Here is a 2,470-nt window from a genome sequence, read left to right on the forward strand (position 1 = left end):
GCCCCTGGTCGGGAGGCTGCTGGAGTTCGGGCGGCCTCGGCAGGCCCCGGGTGTGCGGTGCGCCGTAGCCCAGCGACAGCGAGGGGAGCCCGCCCGCGGGGGGAGCCGGCCGGTCGGGCGGGCTCTCGCCGCCGTCCCTGACCGTCCTCGCCGACCGCGATGCCGTCCGGTCCGGTTCCGGTTCCGGTTCCTGTTCCGGATCCGGGTCGGACCCGGTGTCCGACCGTACGACGGCGGTGACGGAGGTGAAGCGCTCGTCGAGGCTGTCGCCTTCGACGGCGGAGCCGGTGTCGGGTTGGTTCTTGTCGTACAACTCGCTCCACCAAGCGTCCTCTTGGTCTTGGTCGGAACGTTGTTCCCCCTGCTGACTCATGCCCTTATTGTCCACACCTCTGCGCATACGGGAAGAGTGCGCGAAGGAACCCCCCGCAGGGATGATGGCCGCAATCGAAACGCGGTAATGGGGAGGGATGTCGCGTGCTCAGTGCCATGGGTCCGAACGCCGTCCGGGAGACAGTGCCGTGCGAGCCGTGCGAGCTGCCGACGGAACAGCCCGCCGGTAACGGCGCCGTGGAACTGGTGACCGGTTCGCACGCCATTGCCGAACGTCTGTCGCGACTGCGGCTCGCCGCCACCCGCGAGATACGCACGCTGATGGCGCAAGGATCCTGGACCACCCCGGGAGACGCGGTCAACGGCGCACCGGAGCGCGCGGTCGTCGCGGTGGCCGCCCTGGCGCGCGACCTCCCGCCGGTGCTGCCGCGCCCCGGCGGGCGGGCCGTCCGGCTGCGGGTCGTCGGACACGTGCCCGCGGAGTTCGTCCTGGCCGACCGCGCCGCGGCCCTGCTGTCCCTGTCCCCGCGTGCGGGCGGGCCCGGCGAACCGGCGGCCCTGCTGGTGCGCCAGGCCGGGCTGCTCGCCTCGCTGTCCGAACTCTTCGAGAGCACCTGGCAGGAGGCCCGGCCGCCGCACGACCGCACGGCCGAGGATCCGGCCGAGGACCTGGTGGAGGGGCCCGACGCGGTCGACCTGGAGGTGCTGTCCCTGCTGTTCGTCGGCCTGACCGACACGAGCGTCGCCAGACAGCTCGGGCTGGGGCTGCGCACGGTGCAGCGCCGGGTCAAGCGGCTGATGGAGCTCGCCGGGGTCACCACCCGGCTCCAGTTGGGCAGGCACGCGGCCGAGCGCGGCTGGACGGAACGCCGCTGACCTGCGCCGTCTCACACTCCGGCACCGGCCGATGACAATCGGCCACGGTGGCCGCAATGGTCCGGAAGCGGTGCGCGGCGCCGTCCGGCAACCTTGGTCCATGGGGACGTGGCAGCTGCTCCTGGTCGGCCTCGTGATGCTGCTCGGCCTGCTCGGCGTGGTCACCCCCGGTGTGCCGGGGCCGCCGATCGTCTGGGCCGGAGTGCTCTGGTGGTCGATGACCGCGCGCACCGCGCTCGCCTGGGCGGTGCTGGCCGGAGCCACGGGCGTGCTGCTGCTGAACCAGGCCGTCATCTGGCTGCTGCCGCCCCGCAGACCGCGGGGCGCGGGCATCACCCGCCGCGCCTTCCTGGTGGCCGGGTCGGCCGGGATCGCCGGCTTCTTCCTCGTACCGCTGCTCGGCGGCCCCCTCGGCTTCGTCGCCGGGCTCTACGGCGTGGAACGGCGGCGGCTCGGCGGACACGGCGAGGCCTGGGCCTCGACCCGCAACGTGATGCGCGCGCTCGGGACGAGCGTCCTGGTCGAACTGTTCGCGTGCCTGCTGGTGGTGGGGGCGTGGGTCGGTTCCGTCGTACGGGGATGAGGTGTCGCGCACCCGATTGACAAAGCGTCCAGTCGGGTTGACGTCAGTGCGCGGCTGCGGGCGCCTTTTCGAGACCGAGCAGGAAGCGCTTGCGCTCCAGCCCGCCCGCGTACCCGGTGAGCGAACCGTCCGCGCCGATCACCCGGTGGCACGGGCGCAGCACCAGCAGCGGATTCGCGCCGATCGCCCCGCCCACCGCCCGGACCGCGGCACGCGGCGCACCGATGCGGGCGGCGATCTCGCCGTACGTGGTGGTGGCGCCGTACGGAACGGAGTCGAGAGCCGCCCATACGCGCTCCCGGAACTCCGTCCCCGCCACGGCGAACTCCAGGGCGAACCCCTCGGCCTCCCCCGCGAAGTACGCCTCCAGCTGACGCTTCACTTCCGCGAACGCCGCGTCGTCGCGGCGGGACGTCTCGCCCGGCGCGGTGGCATTCCGCTGCCCTGGCACGGAGAGCGAGGCGACGGCGACCCCACCGGGGGCGGTGGCGGACGGCCGCCCGGTGAGAACGAGGGTGCCCAGGGGGCTGTCGATGTGTGCGTGAAGCATGCCTCCAGTGTGCGGGACCGCTGCCGCGGAGGCTGGCGGAAATCCGACACGGCACTCGGCGGGGGCCCACCCACCGGGGGCTCCGCCCCCCGAACCCCCGTTGTCGTGGTGCGGCCCGGTGGTCCGGT

3 protein-coding genes and 1 pseudogene are annotated in these 2,470 nt (G+C 73.5%); 2 read left to right on the plus strand and 2 right to left on the minus strand.

Annotated elements, in window-relative coordinates:
• Positions 1-373: pseudogene (locus K6I34_RS35580) on the minus strand (hypothetical protein); the annotation flags it as partial.
• Positions 374-477: 104 nt separating this feature from the next.
• Between K6I34_RS35580 and K6I34_RS35585 the strand changes: the two are divergent.
• Positions 478-1,209, plus strand: coding sequence for a helix-turn-helix transcriptional regulator (locus K6I34_RS35585; RefSeq protein WP_229332167.1), 732 nt, complete (start codon positions 478-480; stop codon positions 1,207-1,209).
• 100 nt (positions 1,210-1,309) lie between these two features.
• The gene (locus K6I34_RS35590) at positions 1,310-1,792 is read left to right on the plus strand and encodes a DUF456 domain-containing protein (RefSeq protein ID WP_229332168.1); all 483 of its coding nucleotides are present in this window, start codon (positions 1,310-1,312) and stop codon (positions 1,790-1,792) included.
• Positions 1,793-1,835: 43 nt separating this feature from the next.
• Here K6I34_RS35590 and K6I34_RS35595 read toward each other — a convergent pair whose 3' ends face one another.
• The gene (locus K6I34_RS35595) at positions 1,836-2,342 is read right to left on the minus strand and encodes a methylated-DNA--[protein]-cysteine S-methyltransferase (protein ID WP_229332169.1); all 507 of its coding nucleotides are present in this window, start codon (positions 2,340-2,342) and stop codon (positions 1,836-1,838) included.
• Between the last annotated feature and the right edge of the window lie 128 nt (positions 2,343-2,470).

Source organism: Streptomyces sp. UNOC14_S4, from assembly GCF_020740835.1.
GTDB lineage: Bacteria > Actinomycetota > Actinomycetes > Streptomycetales > Streptomycetaceae > Streptomyces.

Coding starts and splice junctions, on each gene's coding strand:
- K6I34_RS35595 (WP_229332169.1), bottom strand. CDS start 2,342: ATGCTTCACGCACACATCGACAGCCCCCTGGGCACCCTCGTTCTCACC.
- K6I34_RS35590 (WP_229332168.1), top strand. CDS start 1,310: ATGGGGACGTGGCAGCTGCTCCTGGTCGGCCTCGTGATGCTGCTCGGC.